This is a genomic window from Hyphomicrobiales bacterium (assembly GCA_017642935.1).
Lineage (GTDB): Bacteria > Pseudomonadota > Alphaproteobacteria > Rhizobiales > MH13 > MH13.
Genome location: JAEPOK010000001.1, coordinates 299874 through 317022, shown reverse-complemented (window position 1 = coordinate 317022; position 17149 = coordinate 299874). Strand labels below are relative to the sequence as shown.

Genomic DNA, 17149 nt, shown 5'->3' with positions numbered 1-17149 from the left:
GCAAAGTCGGATCAGCCGAACAAACTGAGCAGGTCGAACCAGCGACCACGCGGCATGAAAACGTTCATCAGTTCCAGGAACACCAGATGGAGGAGCACCGGCAGCGCGAGCATGCCTGCGCCAAGCACGCGCCAATCGCGCACACCAAACAAGGCAAGGGTGAAACCGGCGACGAAGGCACTTGTGGCCAGATAACCAATGCGTGGCGTGAGAACCACGTGCAGCAAGCCAATGCCGATGAGGCCAAGCGCCAGGACGGGCCGCTGAGCATCGCCTTCACCCTCCTCGCTGCCACCCGAAAAGACCAAGGCCGCGCCACCAAGAACCAGCAAAACGCTCACCACCTGAGGGACAAAACGCGGGCCAATAAGACCAATTTCGGTGATCCGGATATCAAGGCTCAGCCAGAAAAGGCCGAACCCCAGAAGGGCGATACACAGGCCAGTCCAAGTGTCGCGACGCGTCATCATGCCATCAACTTCCATAAAAAGGCCGCCCGGCTTTATGGAAGGAGCCGGGCGGCAGGGCAACGCGGGGGAGACTATTCGCGTGTTGCTTCCACAAGGGGCGTGAGCGTTTCCTGCAGGCCCTCAAGCCGTGCGCGCGCCTCCTCAGGGCTTCCACCTTGGACCGACAGTCCGGCGCGCGAGACCAAGCGACCATACGTTTCACCGCTCACCGTTTGCGCAATGGCCTCGGCCAAGATGGCAGCCACATCGTCGGGTAGATCGCCCGGTGCCATGATCATCTGCGGGTTGGTCAACGGCACATCCGGCAGACCCTGCTCGGCAAAAGTCGGCGTGTCCGGATTGGCAGGGTCACGCTCGCTGCCAGCCACGCCGAGGGCGCGGATTTGGGACTCAAAGCCGTTTTGAAGCTGAACGCCCATGAAGCCAAAATCAACCTGTGCTCCAGCCACGGCGTTGCGCGCCCGACTACCGCCTTGGAAGGGCACGTCTTGGACTTCAATGCCATTGGCCTGCAGAAACGCGACGCCTGTGAGTTGGAACAAGGAGCCGCGGCCAGGATGCGACCAACGCAGCGCGTCAGGATCAGCCTGCGCCGCAGCAACCAGATCGGCAGCACCCGCAAAGGGACTGTCGATGGGCACCAGCAGGCCGGGGATCGAGGCTCCGATCTGGCCAAGAATGCGCATATCCTCCAATGGCTGAACAGCAGCGTCCTCGCCATCATACATCGACTTGACCAGGAACGAGCCAGCGCTCGCCATATAGAGCGTGTAGCCATCGGCCGGTTGGCCCGCGACGAAGTCAGCTGCGATCATGCCAGCCGCTCCGGGCTGGTTGACCACCACCATCGGCATGCCCAGCGCATCGTTGATGGTGCCGGCCAGCGCGCGGGCATAAGTGTCCGTGCCGCCACCGGCATTGAAGCCGACGACCAACGTGATCGGTTTTTCCGGAAAGCTCTGCGCCTGCACCGATGCAACGCCAAGCCCCGTGGCCAAGCTTGTGCCAAGCAAGGCTGCACCAAAAGTCCCAAGCAGTGTGCGTCTTCCAATCATTGTGAGTCCTCCCAGACCAGCTTTCTGTGCGCTTACGGGCTTTATGGTCAGGCTTGTGAATTCTTAAGGCAAATGCAAAGTTGAAATCGACTCTTGCAAAAACCGGAAACAAAATGCATCTCAAATCCTTGACCGCGTTCTGCCTGGTCTTGCGGCATGGCTCACTGTCTGCGGCGGCCAACGCGATGAATTTGAGCCAGCCCGCCGTCTCGCGCCTGGTCTCAAATCTGGAACATGAGATTGGTTTTCAACTATTCCATCGTGACAAACGCGCCTTGCGGCCGACCAGTGAGGCGCGGCGCTTTTATCGTGAAGCCGAACGCATCCTCACCGGCATCGAACAGCTTGGCAGCATTGCCAAAGACATCAAACAGGGCGGCGATACGCGGCTGCGTGTCGTCGTCATGTCACGTCTGGCCACCGGCGTTGTGCCGCAGGCCGTTGCCGCCTTTTCACGCCAGATGCCGGAAGTCAGCCTTACAGTCGAGACCCATCATCGCCGCGATATGGAACGCTGGCTTGGCGGTCGCCAGTTCGATGTCGGCTTTGGCCCGCTGCCGATTGAGGATGAGCTGCTTGATACCGAACCGCTTTACAGCCTGAACGCCGTTGCCGTTTGCGCGCCCGATGGTCCGCTCGCTGGGCGCGATGATGTCTCGGCAACCGACCTCGCAGATCATCAGATGATCGCTCTCACACCCGATACACTGATGCAACGCCAGACCGATGCGATCTTTGCTGCGGCAGGTGTTGCGCCGCAGATCGGCTTGCGCACCTCCTCATCGTTGGTCGCCTGCCTGTTTGCCGCAGCTGGGCTTGGCTACGCGGTGACTGATCCAGCTACCGTCCGCTCCATTGCCGAGCCGGTTGACGCGGTACCGATCACGCCAGCTTTCCCTTTGGACTATGGCGTGCTCCTGCCGCGCGGGGCCTCGCTTTCGCCGGCTGCCGCCGTCTTTCGCGATTGCATGCGCGAGGCGTTTGAAACGCTTTAGCGCGCAGGCGGTACAATATCATGCAAAAAACAAAACAATTCTATGGTTATTTGCATTTGCCGGAATAGTGCACACGCCCGTAGCCTGCAGCAAAGCGGAGGCGTCAATGCGGGTACAATCGGTGGAGGTTCGGGCGGTTCGCATGCCGATGGCGGGCGGACAGCGCAATGCGCGCCGGACCTGGACCCACAAACCGATGCTGTTCTGCTTCGTGACGCTGGATAATGGCGCCATGGGCGTCGGCGAGGGCTGGACATCCTACGCGTCGAGCCGCGCCCTTCAAGCAACCATTGAAGACGATGTCGTGCCGTTGGTTGTCGGCCGCACGCTTGACGATCTCCAGGACCTTAACAGACAAGTCCGCGACAGCTGCGTGATGAGCGGTCGCTACGGCATCTCGGCCGTGGCCCTGTCGGCAGTGGAAATGGCGCTCTGGGATTTGCGGGCGCAGGCGCAAGACCTCCCGCTGTGGCAACTGCTTGGCGGTGTGAGCAACCAGGTGCCGGTCTACGCCTCTGGCGGCCTTTACGGTCCGCGCAAATCCCCCTCCGATCTTGGTGAAGAGCTTGCGGGCTATGTGGCCGGTGGGCATACGCGCGTGAAGCTCAAGATCGGCGGGGCATCCCTTGGCGAAGACGTTGCCCGGGTGGTCGCCGCCCGCCAGGCCGTCGGCCCGAACATCGCGCTATTTGTTGATGCGCACTACACGCTGCGCGAAGCTGAGGCCTTGGCCTTTGCCGAAAAAACAGCCGCTCTTGACTTGGGATGGCTGGAAGCTCCGATCCTTCCTGATGATTGGCAAGGCCACCGGCGCTTGGCAGAAGCGTGCCCCCTGCCCCTATGCGGCAACGAAACCTTGCCCTGGCGCACGTCTTTTCAGGCCTTGGCGGAAGCCGGCGTGCATTACCTCATGCCCGATTTGTCAGCCTGCGGGGGCATCGAAGAAACCATGGCGGTGGGTGACTTGGCACAAGTCCATGGCGGCAAACTGACCTTGCATTCATCAAGCTCTGTCGTGCTTTTCCTCGCTTCACTTCATGTCGGCGCAGCCCATCCTGCCACCCACACGGTCGAACACCACCAAATGCACACCTGGTTCAATGAGGTCGCCGGGATCGGACTTCACAATGTGTCCAACGGGCTTTTCACCTTGCCCGACCGCCCCGGCCTTGGCATCAACGCCCGCGAGTTGGCCAAAGCCTTAAAGCAGCTCGATTAGATTGGCGGTTGGCGGCGTTGGGCTATATGAGGTCCTTCGACCCCAATAAGTCTATCGAGAAGTCTCAACGTGACCCTACTCATTCTCTTTGTCGTGCTTGCGATCGGCGTGTCGTTTCTTTGCTCCATCCTGGAGGCGGTGCTTCTATCGATCACGCCTTCTTTCGTCGAGGCGGCCGAGGCGGACCGCCCAGGGCTCGCCAAGAAGCTGAGGCGGTTACGGACCGATATCGAACGGCCCTTGGCGGCGATTCTATCGCTCAACACGATCGCCCACACCGTCGGCGCAACCGGCGCCGGTGCCCAAGCTGCCGTGGTCTTCAACGATGCCGGCGTGGGGATATTCTCCGCGCTTTTGACGTTGGGCATCCTGGTGCTGTCAGAAATCATTCCGAAGACGCTTGGCGCGACCTACTGGCGCCCGCTCGCACCGTTTGCGGTGCGCGTATTGCCCTGGCTCATTATTGCGCAACTGCCGCTGGTGTGGATGAGCCAAGCGATCACCCGCCTGCTGACGCGCGGCAAGGTCGATTCCGAAGTCTCGCGCGACGAGATCACCGCGCTGACCAACGCCGGGCAACGGTTGGGCGTTGTCGAAGAAGACGAAACGCGCGTTGTCGCCAACCTGTTCCGCATGCCGGAGATCGCCACGCGGGAGGTTATGACGCCGCGCACGGTCATCGAACATGTGGCGGCTGAGGCGACGGTTGCGTCGATACTGGAGGGACGCGAAAGCTTTACTCATTCACGTCTGTTGGTCACGGGCGAGTCCGTCGATGACGTTCGGGGCTTCGTCTTGGCACGCGAGCTGTTGCTGGCCGCCGTGCGCGGCGGTGCGGAGCGTCAGGCACAGGAGTTCGTCCGCGATATGCCACGCATTACCGAAGCGACGGACTTGGATTCGCTCTTTGACATCCTTATGGAGCGCGATGCCCACATTGCGTTGGTGCAAGATGACTATGGGGGCACGGCAGGGCTCGTCACGATGGAAGATGTGCTTGAGACGCTGCTGGGTACAGAGATCGTCGACGAACACGACCAGGCTGCAGACCTTCGAAAGGTGGCACGAGCGCGCGCAAGGCAGCAACGCGAGGTGCGAGACAAGGCCGCCGCTGACTGAGACTAAACGCGCAACGCGGCCGCACTAGTTTTTACCTGCGGCAGCGGCTGGCTTTCGGCCATTACTCGACTGTGAAGACACGCCCATTCAGGCTGTCGGCGAGGCTGAAAGCGTTTAGCAAAAAATGGTGGGCCCGGAGGGACTCGAACCCCCAACCAAGCGGTTATGAGCCGCCGGCTCTAACCAATTGAGCTACAGGCCCTGCAGCATCTTAGCCGTGCGCCCTGCATACCGTGCCAAGCCCAAAGGTCAATGCGAACTTGGCAGTCCATGAGGCGATGCGGGCCATCCAGCACGTCACCCATCATGTCACAATGGCGCCGCAATCGGGGCGCCCTAAGCACCCCTCGCCCCTACCGCCAACAGACATGGTTGCCCCTCGAATGTCGTTTGCCTCTTCGCGCCTTCTCCTCGCCTTTTCGTTCATCGCCTTCGTCCTGACGCTCGGTGCCGTTGCAAAAACCGCCGTCGCCCAGGAAATGACCCATGAACCGCTTGCTGAGGCGACGATCACAATCACCGGTCACGGCTCGCTCAACGCCGAACCCGATATCGCGATTGTCAGCGCAGGCGCTGTCACGGAAGCACAAACTGCGCGCGCGGCACTGGACGCCAACACCAAAATCATGGCCGACACCTTTGCCGCTCTGCAGGCAATGGGCGTTGAAGAGCGCGACATGCAAACCAGCCGGCTCACCGTTGAGCCGCGTTACACCTATTTCGACAGCTCCAATGGCGAGCGTCGTCCCCCGCGCATTGACGGGTACAGCGTTTCCAACCAATTGCGTGTGCGCGTGCGCGATCTGACAATCATCGGCGAAGTGCTCGACGCGTTGATCACCGCCGGTGTCAATCAGATGGGCGGCCTCAGCTTTGCTGTTGACGAACCGGAGGCGCTGTTCGCGCAGGCCCGCCAAGCCGCTGTCGCCGATGCTATGGAACAGGCGCAAATGCTCACCGAAACTGCCGGGGTATCGCTCGGACGGGTGATCTCGATCAGCCAAAACAACGCCCGTCAACAACCGCCGCAGCCGCCCATGGCGCGCATGGCCATGGCGATGGAATCCGCTGATGCCGTTCCCGTTGCCACCGGCGAGCAAGAGCTAAGTGCCCAGGTCACGATCACCTGGGCGATCGACAACGGCGCAAACTGACGCCCGATCGAGCGTGATTCCGGTTCAACGGCGTTAGTGAACCCTTAATCACATAGGCAAAATTGCACGGATGGTGTGGCCGGTCTGTTTACTGGCCACGCGTAGGATGCGGTTTGATCTGATCACGGAGTCAAACCATGTCCATTCTGCAAACATGGACCGACCATCTCAAAAACTATGTCTGCGACCAGCGCGGCGTGGTAGCCGTTATTTTCGGCATTGCGGCCATTCCGATCGTTGGAATGGTGGGTGCAAGTCTGGATTATAGCCGCGCGGCAAACGTCCAAAGCCAGCTGCAAGATGCGCTCGACGGCGCCATCCTGACCGCCGCGCACGAGCGGCAGTTGAGCGACACCCAGCTTGAAACGGTCATCCGAACGCAGATTGAGGCCATGGTCAGCGGCGCTCACGGCGCCGATGCTTTAACGCTCCTGATCAACCGTGACCCGGACGAAGAAACGCTGATGGAAATCAGCGCCACCATGAAGGTGGACACCACGATCCTTGAGATCATGGGGATCAACAGCATTGAAGTTGGTGCGGACGCCGCCGTGAGTGTGGATTTCCGGTCGCTGGAAGTGGCTTTGGTCCTCGACAACACTGGGTCGATGCGATCCTCGGGGCGCATCTCAAGCCTTCGTGAAGCGGCGTCAGACTTTGTCGACGTCGTCACCGAAGAAGGTCAGTCAGACAATGTCATGATTTCTCTGGTGCCCTATACGGCACAGGTGAACATCGGCAACACGACGACGATGGAACAATATCTCGATAAAGACGGGCTGTCCGAGCACCACGCCCAACTGATCGAAGGCCAAGTCATTGCGCGCCAGTCGGGCGGTAGCTGCGTTCCACGGATCAGCAGCGCTGACACGCCGGCTAACTCTGACCTTGATTTCGCCAGTTTGGATACGCCGTCGGTGCCAGGCTTTGCACGCTTGAACTTCCTGGACACCTATGGCGACATTCTGCGTGAACTGGTTGGGGTCAAGGCAGCCAACGCACAGACCGTCACGCCGTATGAATATGTGGTTCAAGGTGGCTGTATCTATAACCCGACGCAGATCAGCCACTGGCAGCTTTATGAGCAAATGGACGACGTGGCGTGGAAAGGTTGCGTGGAAGCGCGCCCTGAACCGTTTGATGTCACCGATACGCCGCCTGATCCGAGTAACCCGGACACGCTTTGGGTCCCTGGATTTTGGATTGACGACGCCACATGGCGCGCAACGAACAATTGGCTGCCCGACCGCGAACCCCCGGGAGCCGATTTTCATCAGAACGGTGAGCACTACAGCGTGTTCAAATATGCCAGCTCGTCCGGTCACAGCGTCGATGAAATCCCCAACAGCACACGCGGACCGGCGCAGAACTGCGGCGATCCGATCGTCCCGCTGACCGACAATTTCACCATGCTGGAAGACCGCATCGACGACATGACCTATTGGCTCGGCGGTGGCACGGTGACAGCGCAGGGCGTGGTCTGGGGCTGGCGCACGCTGTCGCCCGAACAGCCTTTCACGGAGGGCGCTCCGTATGACGAGGTCACCAAAGTCATGGTCGTGATGACCGATGGCCGCAACGAGCTGGTGAGTTCCAGCAACAATGCGCTTCGCTCGCATTATTCGGCTTATGGTCACCTGGCGACAGGTCGTTTCCCCTCGCAATCCGTCAATGGCGCGAGAACCTATATCGATGAGCGCACCTTGGCGGCCTGTGCCAATGCCAAGGCGACAGGGATCATCATTTATACGGTGACGTTTGGCCTGGATTCCGCCTCACGGTCGATGTGGGACACCTGCGCGACGGAAACTGACATGGCCTACCATGTAAATTCCGCTTCTGACCTGATTGGCGCCTTTAACGAAATCGCCGACTCGGTTGGAGAGCTGCGCCTCACCCGCTAATTGGAAGCTGCAAAGACAAAGCCCGCCTGGATCGGATCCAGGCGGGCTTTTTTGCGTTTCCATAGGCAAGCTCAGTTGAAGACTGCTGATCCTTGCTCATCGATCACCTGCTTAGCTTTCATGACCGCAAACTCGGCGGCCTGATCAGAGGAGGTAAAGAGATCAGCGCGGATGACGGTCGCGCGGCGAGCATCGTCTGCTTCGCTTTCGACGATGAAGGCCCGCAATCGGTACTGCCCGCCCTCAGCCATAGGCGCCGCTTCGATGATGAAATCCTTGTAGGTCTCCCGCGCTGCGACCTTGGGCGCACCGCCGGAACTATCACCACCACCAAAAAGCTTCTTCAAAAACGACATGGCGGGCCTTTAATTGTCCAAAAACGAGCGCAGTTTGCGCGAGCGGCTTGGGTGTTTCAGCTTGCGCAGCGCCTTGGCTTCAATCTGGCGGATACGCTCGCGCGTCACCGAGAACTGCTGACCAACCTCTTCAAGCGTGTGGTCGGTGTTCATGCCGATACCGAAGCGCATACGAAGCACACGTTCTTCGCGAGGCGTCAGAGAGGCGAGAACCCGCGTTGTCGTTTCGCGCAGGTTCGACTGAATGGCCGCATCGATGGGCAGAACGGCGTTCTTGTCCTCGATGAAATCGCCCAAATGGCTATCTTCTTCATCACCCACCGGGGTCTCGAGCGAAATCGGTTCCTTGGCGATCTTCAGGACCTTGCGTACTTTCTCAAGTGGCATGGCAAGCTTTTCCGACAACTCTTCGGGCGTCGGTTCACGACCAATTTCGTGCAACATCTGGCGCGACGTCCGCACGATCTTGTTGATCGTCTCGATCATGTGCACCGGAATGCGAATGGTGCGCGCCTGGTCGGCGATCGAACGGGTGATCGCCTGACGGATCCACCACGTGGCGTAGGTGGAGAACTTATAACCACGGCGATACTCGAACTTGTCGACCGCCTTCATCAGGCCGATATTGCCTTCCTGGATGAGATCGAGGAACTGCAGACCGCGGTTGGTGTATTTTTTCGCGATCGAAATCACCAAGCGCAGATTGGCTTCCACCATCTCTTTTTTGGCAATTGCCGCTTCGCGCTCGCCTTTCTGCACCTTGTTCACGATGCGGCGGAATTCACCCACATCAAGGCCAGCCTGCGTTGCAAGCTCGCGGATGTCACCGCGAATTTCCTTCACGGTCTCTTTTTCATCCGCGATAAACGGCTTCCAGCCGGGACCAGCCAGATTGGCGACGCGGCGTACCCAGTTGGCGTCAAGTTCCGAGCCCTGGTGGGTCTTCAAAAACTCCGTGCGATCGACACCATAGCTTTCAGCCAGACGCAACAAACGGCTTTCCATCGACACCAAATTGCGGTTGATCGAATAGAGCTGCTCGACCAACGCCTCAATGCGGTTGTTGTTGAGCTGAAGGCTCTTCACCGCCTTGATCGTGTCGTTCTTCAGGCCCTCAAGGCGGCGTTCCTGGCTTGGCGTCAAAGACGAACCAGCCTTGCCATCCAAATTGACGTCCTGAAGCTTGGAAAGTTTTTTGTAGTTGTCGGCAATGCTGTCGAAAATCTCAACGACCTTCGGCTTCAGCTCCGCTTCCATAGCAGAGAGCGAGAGGTTGATGTCGTCCTCGTCATCATCATCCTCGTCATCATCGCTGTCCGTGTTCTCTCCGTCCGGCGCGTCGTCATTGGCCGCTTTGGGTGCTGCCGAACTTGGTGCAGGCGCGTTTGGCCCGCCTGGACGGTTATGGGTCGGATTGGTCGGCGGAGGCGGTGTCACGCCCTTGCCTTCCGGATCAGCGTAGGTCGCTTCCAAATCGATGATGTCGCGAAGTAAAACCTTTTCTTCGTTCAGTTCGTCGCGCCAAATGATGATGGCCTGAAAGGTCAACGGGCTTTCGCAGAGGCCCGCAATCATTGCCTCTCGGCCGGCTTCAATCCGCTTAGCGATCGCGATCTCGCCCTCGCGGGACAGAAGCTCCACCGTGCCCATTTCGCGCAGATACATACGCACCGGATCATCGGTGCGGTCTGTGGGCTCGCGCTTGGTCGTGGTGGCAACGGCCTTAGTGGTTGTCTCGGCAACAGCGGTTGACGTGCTTTCGGCAGCCTCTTCGGCTTCCTCGGCCTCGACGACGTTAATGCCCATATCGTTGAGCATGGCCATCGTGTCTTCGATCTGCTCCGAAGCAACTTGATCGGACGGCAGCACCGCATTCAACTCGTCATAGGTGACAAAGCCGCGCTTCTTGGCGGCCTTGATCATCTTTTTGACAGAGGCATCATTGAGATCGAGAAGGGGCGCGTCGGCGCCTTCGTTCGAAACTTTGGCTTCAGCCTGTTTTGCAGCCATATGGCAAGCAACTCCTGATCAGGATCGTACGACGCGGCGCAGTCTCGCGCAGCTCGCGCCTAGGAAAAATCGTACATCTGCGCACGCAGTGTAAGGCGTCGGCGTAAAGCGGCTCTTAACCATCACTTTGCGCACTGACCAGACATCAGGACGACACAAAGCAACCGCCCATCACAAGGTGATCGACGGCGTTCGGTTTAGAGGCGCCCTTGCAGATACAAGTTTGCCGGATGTTGCGCGTGTCGAAAAATGGAGCGCCATGGCGTTTGGTCGGCCCGCTGTGTCGCGCACCAGTTTATGTAGGCAATTGGTCCGCCGACGCAACCACCCAAAACCGGCAAAAAGGACGCTTACGGCAGGTTTTTCGTGCTTTTTTGGCGAAAACCTCAGTCAGCTAGCTCGCCGTCTTGACGTTAAGGCTACGCATCATGCTCGCCTCCTCATCAAGCTGCCGCTCCAGCTCGTCAATTTGAGCTTGCATTGAGCGAGCCTCATTCTGGATCGCAACCAACCGTTCCATCGCCGCTTCGCTCATGGATTCAGGCTCCAGCGACAAGGTCGAGGCCGCTTCCGCTTCAATGCAGCGCAGCTCCATCCTGGCGAACAGGAAGGCGAACAACATGCCGATAAAGCGCGGACTCGCCTCTTGTTTGAGAATAGGGAATGGTAAGGCTTCTAGGCTTGTCTGATCTCCAACCGTCCCCTCACCCTGCAAGGCGGTCTCAAGCCGGCGCGCCAAAGCCTCGTCCTGACAGAGCGAAAACACATCGCGGTCTGCAAAACGCATAGCCTCATCGGGATAGCGCTGCGCCAAGGCGAGCAGTTGCATCTCCGGCGTGACAAGCTTTGGCGCCGTGCGGGCCTTTGCGCCCATCGGCTCCGATGATCCGGCCATCCGGCCCGGGCCTGCCGGTCGCGAGCCTTGCGGATTCTGTGCCTGGCGCAGCGCCCGTCGCATCGCGTAAAAGCGGTCCTTCAAAGCCTGATCGTAATGCTGCCGCACGGTCGCATCTTCGATCCCAGCGACAAGGCGCGACAGGCCGGTCTGGAACGCTGCCATGCGCTCAGGTGTTGAAACATCGAGCCCGGCCGTCTCGCGCGCCCACAAGGCCTCGATCATTGGCAACGCATTGGACAATTCAGCTTCAAAAGCGTCGGCCCCACGCGCACTGACGAAATCATCTGGGTCCATACCCTTGGGCAAAAACAGAAATTTCAGGCTCTTGCCGGGCTTGAGCATAGGCAAGGCGCGGTCAATGGCGCGATGGGCAGCACGCTCCCCTGCCCCATCGCCGTCGAAACACACAACCGGCTCATCGGTGAAGCGCCACATCAGCGCGATCTGTTCTTCACCCATCGCCGTGCCCAACGAGGCCACAACCTCCTGAAAGCCAGCACGGTGAAGCGCGATGGCGTCCATATAGCCTTCCACGACAATCAGCCGACCATTTTGGTGCGCGGCCTGGCGCGCGCGCTTGGCGTTGAACACCATTTCGCGTTTGCGGAAGAGATCGGTCTCTGGGGAGTTCAGATATTTCGGCTCGCCATCGCCAAGCACACGCCCGCCAAAGCCGACAACCTTACCGCGTTGGTCCTCGATCGCGACCATCAACCGCCCTCTGAAGCGGTCATATGGCGCGCGCCCACCATCCTCCGGCGCAATGACCAGCCCCGCATCGATCATATCGCCGACGGGCACATCATGGCTTGTCAGGAAACTGATCATCCCATCGCGACGATCGGGGGCAAAGCCAATGCGAAAGGTTTTTTGGATATCTGCGTCGAGCCCGCGCTTCAGCGCATAGGCCAGCGCATGCTGCCCCTCAGGCGCGTGCAAATGCCGCTCGAAATAGCTGGCAGCCAGTTCCAGAACATCGTGCAGCTTCAACTGCACTTTTTGGCGGCGCGCCGCTTCCGGGTCGGGCGCAGGCATCGCCATGCCCGCCTCGCCTGCCAAACGCTCGACCGCCTCGGGAAAGCTCAGTCCATCCATTTCCATCAAAAAACGAAAATGATCGCCTGACTCCGAGCACCCAAAACAATGGTAGCGGCCCTTGCGGTCATCCACATGGAATGACGGTGTCTTTTCGCCATGAAACGGGCAACACGCCCAATGATCGCCTTTGGCCGGACGCGACTTCTTGCGATCCCACGACACCCGCCGCCCGACAATGTCGGACAGCGGGATGCGATCGCGAATGGTCGATAGAAAGCCATCGGTAAAGCGGATCATGGGCGCACCTATCCCGTCCGCTGGCGCGGTGCGTTAGCTGGCGGCAGGGGCACACAAATGCTGCTTGGCAAGGCTGGATGCTTTACAGGCATCGATCTGGCCAGGAAAACGCGCCTTCAAAGCGCTCATGATCTTGCCCATGTCGCGCAGACCTTCCGCGCCGGTCTCATCAATGACCTTCACCACGGCTTCGCTCACCTCATCCTCGCTCAATTGGCGTGGCATGAAGGTGCGAATGATGTCGATCTCATCAGCTTCCTGCTGCGCCAGATCAAGCCGGCCAGCTTCTTCATAAAGCCGGTGCGATTCTTCACGCTGCTTCACCATCTTGGCAAGCAGATCCAGAATGCCCGAGTCCGACAGACGCTCCGACCCGCTGGTCCGCATCGCAATGTCGCGGTCCTTGATGGCAGCGTTGATGAGACGAAGCGTACAGGCCTTACGGCTGTCTTTCGCCTTCACGGCATCTTTCAAACTGTCATTGAGCGTATCACGCATGGAGATCCCATAAAATGTTGAATGCTTTGAATTTTCAGTCAGCGAGCACCGGTCGGCGCCGCGTCTTCAACAAACTGACACACCGACAAAGTTAGCGCAGGCGCGTCCTGAAGCAAAGCATCATTTCCTTTTCCACAGCCCCAACACAGCGTTCACCTGCGATGGACGGTGGAGTTTACAGTTGCGGTTGAGCGGCGTAGCAAACGCCCAAAACCCGAGCCGGCGTGAAAACCGGCAAGCATTGAGTTGCCATTGGCTTGCAATGTGACGAGCGCGCTGATGTAAGAGCTCGGCGCCAAATTGCAAGCCATATCACCTCCCCATTTGGTGCAGGGCTGACCGGTCATTTTTTCATGCCTAGTCAGCTTGCCACACCGCCCTGGAAAGAAACCGATGACCGCCGAAACACTGATCAGTTCAACCCACGAACCTGGCCATGCATCACCTGCCTGGGCGCCACGCCTGAAAACCGGCCGCTTGGTGTTGGCCGATGGCACCGTGTTTGAGGGTTTTGGGTTTGGCGCTACCGGATCGGCGCTTGGTGAGGTGTGCTTCAACACCGCCATGACCGGGTATCAGGAAATCCTGACAGACCCGTCCTATGCCAGCCAAATCATCACCTTCACTTTCCCCCATATCGGCAATGTCGGCACCAACGGCGAAGACCAGGAACAACTTCCACCAAGCGAAGAGTTTGTCGGCGCCCGTGGCCTTATCGTCAAAGCCGATGTCACTGATCCGTCCAATTGGCGCGCCACGCAGCATCTGGATGCGTGGCTAAAGGCACGCGGCATCATTGGGCTTTGCGGCATCGATACGCGCGCCCTGACGGCGCACATTCGCGAGCATGGCATGCCCAACGCAGCGCTCGCCCATGCGCCGGATGGCGTGTTCGATATGGCCGCTCTCTCGGCTGACAGCGCTGCTTGGCCAGGCTTGGTGGATCAGGATTTGGTGCCCGACGTGACCATCGAACAGCCTGAGGGTTGGAGCCAAACCAGTTGGGTTTTTTCAGAAGGCTTTGGCGATGCGACCGATACCGTTCGTCACGTCGTGGCCATCGATTTCGGCGTGAAGCGCAACATATTGCGGCTGCTCGCCGACCGGGGCTGCAAAATCACCGTCATGCCGGCCTCAACAAGTGCGGACGACATTCTTGCCCTCAAGCCGGATGGCATTTTTCTTTCCAACGGTCCTGGCGATCCGGCGGCAACCGGAACCTATGCGGTCGAAACAATCCAAAAACTGATGGAAACCGGACTGCCCATGTTCGGCATATGCCTCGGGCACCAGATCTTGGGGCTGGCCGTTGGTGCCAAGACCAAAAAGATGCATCAGGGCCACCATGGCGCCAACCATCCGGTGATGGACTACACCACCGGAAAGGTCGAAGTGACGTCCATGAACCATGGCTTTGCGGTGGATGGCGACACGTTGCCCGATACAGTCGAGGCAACGCATACATCGCTATTTGATGGATCGAATTGTGGACTGCGCCACAAGACGCTGCCGGTATTCTCAGTCCAACACCACCCTGAAGCATCGCCGGGGCCGCGTGACAGCCATTATCTGTTCGATCGGTTTATCGACCATATGGCCGCCCGTTAGGGCTCTGCCCAAAACTGGCCGCGCGTTAGGGCTCTGGTCAAGCGGCTTACGATTGTTAGAGCGACGTCAGCCCATCAATCACGCGGTCGGTCTCGGCAATCTGTTCGTCGATGACGTCGCGACGCGCGGAAAGCATGTCGCGCTGACGCTCGCACAAGGCACGGACAGCGCTGGCGCGTTCGCTGTCGGTCAGCTCGCTCTCAACCAGCTGAACCAGTTCGCCAATTTCATCCAGACCGAGGCCCATCGCCTTACCCTTCAGCACCAACCGCAAGCGTGCACGGCACGCTTCGTTGTAAAACCGGCGATTTCCAATACGGCGCGGTTGCAACAACCCCTTGCTCTCATAGAAGCGCAAGGTGCGCATGGTCACGCCGAATGCTTCGGCGGTTTGCGAGATCGACTGCTCGGCTTGATCCGAGCCGGGGCGATCCAGCTCTGCGACATCGCTTCCCGATGCCAACTCAGCCGATGCGCTTACAGCGTGCGACGTGTCAAAAAACCAACGCATGTTGGACTCTCCAAGTTTGAAGGCAATGCAACAATCCCACATAAACCCGCGAGCGGTACTACCTGAGGAGGTAGCGCACGGATCTGCAACGTGAAGGGTTGTGCGGTAAGTTTCCTTTACGGGCCTTCGCGTCTTTGCGCTTTTCCGCAGACGTCAAAAACTTGTCCTAAGCGTAAAGCCAACTATTCGACCAAAGTTGTATAGTATAACAATCTCAGGTTTCTTGCGCCCGCACCTGCCTCGGCGACAGGCCAAACCAGCGCTTCGACGCACGGGTCAAATTGGCCTGATTGGCAAATCCCAAACGAAACGCGATTTCACCCATCGGCAATGTCGTCTGCTTCAAAAGCTCGTCGGCAAGGGCCTTGCGAACATCATCGCTGAGCCGCTGATACGTCGTGCCAAGCTCTTCCAGCCGCCGTTGTAGGCTGCGCGGGCTGGTGCCGAGCCGCCGTGCCGTTTCGTTCATATTGGGCCCTTCATCGGCCAAATGGTGCAAAATGTCCTCGCGCGCACGGATCGAGAGATCGTCCGGGATCCGCCGCTCGGCCATCATGCGTTCGGCCAAGGCGATTGCGATTTCATGGGTGTTGGCATCCGCATGAACATTAGGCAGGTCAAGGTCCGTGCGACGGAGCACAATCCGGTTTATCGGGGCGTCGAAGGTCAAATTACTGCATAAGGCTTGCCGATAAGGGCGAAGGTCCTTCGGCTTCGGTCGTTGCAGATATACCCGCCTCGGCTCCCAGGCTTCACCGAAAAGGACACGCATTCGCACCTTGAATAGGCGCGCCGCACGGTCACACAAGACATCGCGCGCGGCGATAAGTGGCGAATAGGCCCAATCGAATTCAACCTCTTGCTCTCCGATGACCGTCGCGGCGAAAGAGACGTCGGCATAAAGCCGCATATAGCGGCAAAGCACCTGAAGCGCTTGATCAAGATTGGGTGCGCTGACAACAGCCATCCCAAACGCTCCCATCGATCCAAGATCGATGTGATCGGCAACATGCAAACCGATGGCTTCATCGTTCAGTATCTTGCCGATCCGTCGCATCAGCTTGGCGAACCGGTTCATACTGATGAACCCATCGAAGGAATCTGAGCGCACATCGTTGAGGCGCAACTTCGCCAACTCTTCGGTCATGACTGCCGATGACAGGCCTTGCTTTTCAGCATGAGCAAGAAGCCCAGCCAGTGCGCGGGCATGGATCAGGAACCGGTCGGCGTCGGCCTCCCAGTCATATTTGCCATCCGTTTGCACGCGAGGGTCTGCGGTCGACGAGGGTGTGTGCGCGTCGTTGTCTCTGTCAGCAGGGGGCAATGCGTCCTTGGCCATCCACAACCCGTGCTTCACGCCACCGCCATCGGGGAAGCGTGCTCGAAAGATAAATATACGGCATGTTGAGACAATTCCGAAGCAATGCTATTGCGCCATGCTTTTTTCTGTTCGGACCTTGGCCGCGCAACGAGGCGGCGATGCTATGCCAGGCTCGCGGTAAACCAGTCTGAGTGGACCGGAACGTCATGACCTCAACGACCCTGGCAGAAACGCCCCTGAAGGCATTTTCAGACGCTTGGCATAACGCCTCAAGCGACAGAAAACCGCCGACGCTGCAGGCACTTGCCGCCCTTGGCGCTCCTCTGGATCATCCAGGTTTCGGAATGTTAGGTCGTTCTGAAAAACAACATCGCGGCAAGAGTGCGGCAGCCTTTCAGGTTTTGGTGGCCGGCCCCAACCATTTCGAATTGGGTGGCAAAATCGCCGCCGGTCAGTGGCTCGATGAAATCGTCCACCCGGCCCATTTGGCTTCGCTGGTCGAGCTCTATGAGACGATTTGCAGCGAACGCACACTGCATCAATGGCGCTGCATGAACATGGTCCGCAACGCCGAGCCGTTCAGTTATACCCGCGTTCTAGGCGCCATCGACGATGATGCCGGCGATGGACGGTGCCTGGCTGGCGTGTGGGTGTGGCACGACGTTCACGCTGCCACCACGTTCGCAAGCTGACGAT

15 protein-coding genes and 1 tRNA gene are annotated in these 17149 nt (G+C 59.0%); 7 read left to right on the top strand and 9 right to left on the bottom strand.

Annotated elements, in window-relative coordinates; all coding sequences use genetic code 11:
* Positions 1 to 11: 11 nt before the first annotated feature.
* Positions 12 to 470 (bottom strand): tripartite tricarboxylate transporter TctB family protein, encoded by a 459-nt coding sequence (locus JJ917_01510; protein MBO6697486.1) that lies wholly within the window; start codon positions 468 to 470, stop codon positions 12 to 14.
* A gap of 71 nt (positions 471 to 541) precedes the next feature.
* A complete protein-coding gene (locus JJ917_01505; GenBank protein ID MBO6697485.1) occupies positions 542 to 1525 on the bottom strand; it encodes a tripartite tricarboxylate transporter substrate binding protein in 984 nt (327 codons plus the stop codon).
* 113 nt (positions 1526 to 1638) lie between these two features.
* Here JJ917_01505 and JJ917_01500 point away from each other — a divergent pair, with 113 nt between their 5' ends.
* The 3 genes from JJ917_01500 (at position 1639) to JJ917_01490 (ending at position 4858) form a co-directional block, all read left to right on the top strand.
* Positions 1639 to 2520, top strand: a complete 882-nt coding sequence (locus JJ917_01500; GenBank protein ID MBO6697484.1) for a LysR family transcriptional regulator — start codon at positions 1639 to 1641, stop codon at positions 2518 to 2520.
* 106 nt (positions 2521 to 2626) lie between these two features.
* The gene (locus JJ917_01495) at positions 2627 to 3739 is read left to right on the top strand and encodes a mandelate racemase/muconate lactonizing enzyme family protein (protein ID MBO6697483.1); all 1113 of its coding nucleotides are present in this window, start codon (positions 2627 to 2629) and stop codon (positions 3737 to 3739) included.
* A 69-nt stretch (positions 3740 to 3808) separates the two neighbouring features.
* On the top strand, positions 3809 to 4858 hold the full coding sequence (locus tag JJ917_01490; protein ID MBO6697482.1) for a DUF21 domain-containing protein: 1050 nt from the start codon (positions 3809 to 3811) through the stop codon (positions 4856 to 4858).
* 125 nt (positions 4859 to 4983) lie between these two features.
* Here the strand turns inward: JJ917_01490 and JJ917_01485 are convergent.
* Positions 4984 to 5060: transfer RNA gene (locus JJ917_01485), tRNA-Ile, on the bottom strand.
* Between the two features lie 181 nt (positions 5061 to 5241).
* On the opposite strand from JJ917_01485, the gene JJ917_01480 reads away from it, so the two are divergent.
* Positions 5242 to 6012, top strand: coding sequence for an SIMPL domain-containing protein (locus JJ917_01480; GenBank protein MBO6697481.1), 771 nt, complete (start codon positions 5242 to 5244; stop codon positions 6010 to 6012).
* A gap of 137 nt (positions 6013 to 6149) precedes the next feature.
* Entirely contained in the window at positions 6150 to 7916 is a 1767-nt protein-coding gene (locus JJ917_01475) for a hypothetical protein (protein MBO6697480.1), read from the top strand.
* Between the two features lie 71 nt (positions 7917 to 7987).
* Here JJ917_01475 and JJ917_01470 read toward each other — a convergent pair whose 3' ends face one another.
* From JJ917_01470 to JJ917_01455, 4 genes are all read right to left on the bottom strand, one after another.
* Entirely contained in the window at positions 7988 to 8272 is a 285-nt protein-coding gene (locus tag JJ917_01470; GenBank protein MBO6697479.1) for a transcriptional regulator, read from the bottom strand.
* Positions 8273 to 8281: 9 nt separating this feature from the next.
* Complete coding sequence (gene rpoD, locus JJ917_01465; protein MBO6697478.1) at positions 8282 to 10282, bottom strand: RNA polymerase sigma factor RpoD; 2001 nt, start codon at positions 10280 to 10282, stop codon at positions 8282 to 8284.
* A 394-nt stretch (positions 10283 to 10676) separates the two neighbouring features.
* Positions 10677 to 12515, bottom strand: a complete 1839-nt coding sequence (locus JJ917_01460) for a DNA primase (GenBank protein ID MBO6697477.1) — start codon at positions 12513 to 12515, stop codon at positions 10677 to 10679.
* A gap of 33 nt (positions 12516 to 12548) precedes the next feature.
* Positions 12549 to 13013, bottom strand: coding sequence for a GatB/YqeY domain-containing protein (locus tag JJ917_01455; GenBank protein MBO6697476.1), 465 nt, complete (start codon positions 13011 to 13013; stop codon positions 12549 to 12551).
* Between the two features lie 393 nt (positions 13014 to 13406).
* Between JJ917_01455 and carA the strand changes: the two genes are divergently transcribed.
* Positions 13407 to 14621 carry a glutamine-hydrolyzing carbamoyl-phosphate synthase small subunit gene (carA, locus tag JJ917_01450; GenBank protein MBO6697475.1) on the top strand — a complete coding sequence of 405 codons (1215 nt, stop codon included), beginning with the start codon at positions 13407 to 13409 and terminating at the stop codon, positions 14619 to 14621.
* A gap of 55 nt (positions 14622 to 14676) precedes the next feature.
* On the opposite strand, the gene JJ917_01445 is transcribed toward carA, so the two are convergent.
* Together JJ917_01445 and JJ917_01440 are read right to left on the bottom strand one after the other, a co-directional pair.
* Positions 14677 to 15132, bottom strand: coding sequence for a MerR family transcriptional regulator (locus JJ917_01445; GenBank protein ID MBO6697474.1), 456 nt, complete (start codon positions 15130 to 15132; stop codon positions 14677 to 14679).
* A gap of 214 nt (positions 15133 to 15346) precedes the next feature.
* On the bottom strand, positions 15347 to 16489 hold the full coding sequence (locus tag JJ917_01440) for an AraC family transcriptional regulator (protein ID MBO6697473.1): 1143 nt from the start codon (positions 16487 to 16489) through the stop codon (positions 15347 to 15349).
* A gap of 308 nt (positions 16490 to 16797) precedes the next feature.
* On the opposite strand from JJ917_01440, the gene JJ917_01435 reads away from it, so the two are divergent.
* Positions 16798 to 17145, top strand: a complete 348-nt coding sequence (locus JJ917_01435) for a hypothetical protein (GenBank protein MBO6697472.1) — start codon at positions 16798 to 16800, stop codon at positions 17143 to 17145.
* The last annotated feature ends 4 nt before the right edge of the window (positions 17146 to 17149 follow it).